This window comes from Actinacidiphila sp. bgisy167, assembly GCF_057707665.1.
Genome location: NZ_JBYIQP010000184.1, coordinates 1 through 2,267, shown reverse-complemented (window position 1 = coordinate 2,267; position 2,267 = coordinate 1). Strand labels below are relative to the sequence as shown.

Annotated in this window: 1 protein-coding gene and 1 pseudogene; one reads left to right on the top strand and one right to left on the bottom strand. The window is 71.0% G+C overall.

From position 1 onward, the window contains the following. Positions 1-392: pseudogene (locus AC3ET4_RS30630) on the bottom strand (S-methyl-5-thioribose-1-phosphate isomerase); the annotation flags it as partial. A gap of 143 nt (positions 393-535) precedes the next feature. On the opposite strand from AC3ET4_RS30630, the gene AC3ET4_RS30625 reads away from it, so the two are divergent. Next, positions 536-1,789, top strand: a complete 1,254-nt coding sequence (locus AC3ET4_RS30625) for a DUF7847 domain-containing protein (RefSeq protein ID WP_431955205.1) — start codon at positions 536-538, stop codon at positions 1,787-1,789. The last annotated feature ends 478 nt before the right edge of the window (positions 1,790-2,267 follow it).

Genomic DNA, 2,267 nt, shown 5'->3' with positions numbered 1-2,267 from the left:
CCCCCCCCCGGGTCGCCGCCGGCGAGAGCGGCCCGGTGGGCGGCGAGGGCCCGCCGGACGCCGTAGGCCAGATTGACGGCGGTCGGCCGCGCGTGGGCGAGGGACGCGGCGGCGTCCTCCACGTCGTAGCCGCGGGCGGCGGCCAGGGCGACGCCGTAGGCGCCCGCGATGCCGAGCAGGGGGGCGCCACGCACGGAGAGACCCTGGATCGCCTCGACCAGGGCGGGAACGTCCGTGCAGACCAGCTCCACTTCCTCGGCGGGCAGCCTTGCCTGGTCGAGAAGAACGAGGACGGGACCTTCCGGCGGCTCCTCCCAGCGCAGTACCGGCAGGGGCTCGCCGGGATTGTCTTGTGAACCTTTGGCCACAGTAACCACGTGCTGATCACCCATCTACTCAGTCTGCCCTGACCGGCAGCACGTTTAGAACGGTTGCGGCGCTCCGCATCCGCAGGCACACACCCGCATCCCCCGTGGCACGATGGCCACCGTCCCGCCGTTGGACGGGTACGTAGCGCAGTAGCGAAGGAGCGACGATGAACGACTCTCCGGGCTGGGCCTCGCCCGGATCCTCGCCCTCCGGCGAACCGGGCCGTACGGACGGTGCCGGTGCGCCGCAGGACGCTGCGCCGCAGAACTGGTCCCCGCGGCAACCGCCCCCAGGACAGTGGCAGGCCGCCCGCAGCTGGGGCGCCCCGCCGCCCCCGCCGCCCGCCGGCCCCGTCTGGGGCAGCCCCGCGCCCTCCGGTTGGCAGCAGCCGCACTGGGGTGCCCCGCCGGTGCCCAAACCCGGTGTCATCCCGCTGCGGCCACTGGGCATCGGCGACGTCCTCGAAGGAGCGGTCGCCACGATGCGCGCACATTGGCGCACCGTGCTCGTCATCTCGTTCCCGGTGTCCCTGCTGACCCAGGGCGCGATGCTGCTGCTCCAGAGGGTCATGCTCGACGACACCAAGACGCTCGACTCCCTGCAGGGTGACGACGTCTCGTTCGGCGAGGCCATGCGTGTTTTCGGCGGCACCCTGGCCGCCGGGGGGCTCGCCACGGTCGTCACGCTGCTCGGCGTCGTCATCGCCACAGCGATGCTCACCATGGTCGTCAGCCGCGCCGTGCTCGGCCGGCCGGCCACGCTGGGCGAGACCTGGTCCGACGCCCGTGGGCGACTGCCGCGTCTGCTCGCGCTGGTGCTGCTGCTCAGCCTGATCGTGGGCGGTGTCATCGCTGTCGGCGTCGCCCCCGGCATCCTTGTGGCGCTCGGCGGCGCCACCACCGCGGGTCTCGGCCTGGCCTTCCTCGGCGGGGTCGTCGCCCTTGCCGTGGCCGTCTGGCTGATGATCCGCTTCAGCCTCTCCTCACCCGCTCTGATGCTGGAGAAACAGGGTGTCCTGAAGTCGATGGCCCGGTCCGGCAAGCTGGTCCGGGGCTCGTGGTGGCGGATTCTGGGCATCCAGGTGCTCACCCTGATCGTCGTCTCGCTCGTCTCGTCGATCGTCCAGATCCCCTTCTCGGTGGTCGGGATGCTCGCCAGCGGCGACAGCCTGGCGGCATTCGCCACGGGTGACCAGGCGGCTCTCGGCTGGACGTATCTCATCCTCACCGGGATCGGCGCCGTCATCGGATCCACCATCACCTTCCCCGTCCAGGCGGGCGTCACCGCTCTGCTCTACATGGATCAGCGGATCCGCCGCGAGGCCCTCGACATCGAACTGGGCCGTGCCGCCGGCATCCCCGGCTACACCGACGGTCCCGGAGCGAGCGCACGCGGAAACAGCCCGGCCGTCGAAGGCTGACGCCGGCGAGTGCCGAACCCGCTCAACAAAAGATCGACCCACCTGCTGACCACCGCCTCCGGGGCACACCCCGGAGGCGGTGGTCGTCTTTCTGCGACCGAGGACACGCGTTCCGTGACCGGGGCCGAAGACCCCAGGAGCAGCTGCATGTCTCCATGAGCGACCTGAACCAGCACCAGGTGGCCTCGCGCCCCGCGGACGGAGGGCCGACAAGAAAGCCGCCAAGGCCGCTCGGCGGACGTCACCCCCACCGACGAGACCACGACCCGGCTTTCCTCGCTGCCCACTCCCGCTTGCCCGACCATTCAGTGGGTCCGCAGCCCAGGGTGAATGGTGTCCGCCGCAGCCGCCGAGCAGGCACGCCCCACGCACACACGCCCCACAGCGTTCTCAGGCCGAGGGTGCGGCTGCCCCAGAGAGAACAAGCGCAGAGAGAACACAGGACAACGCAAAAAAGCCCCGGTTCCCGAGTCGATAA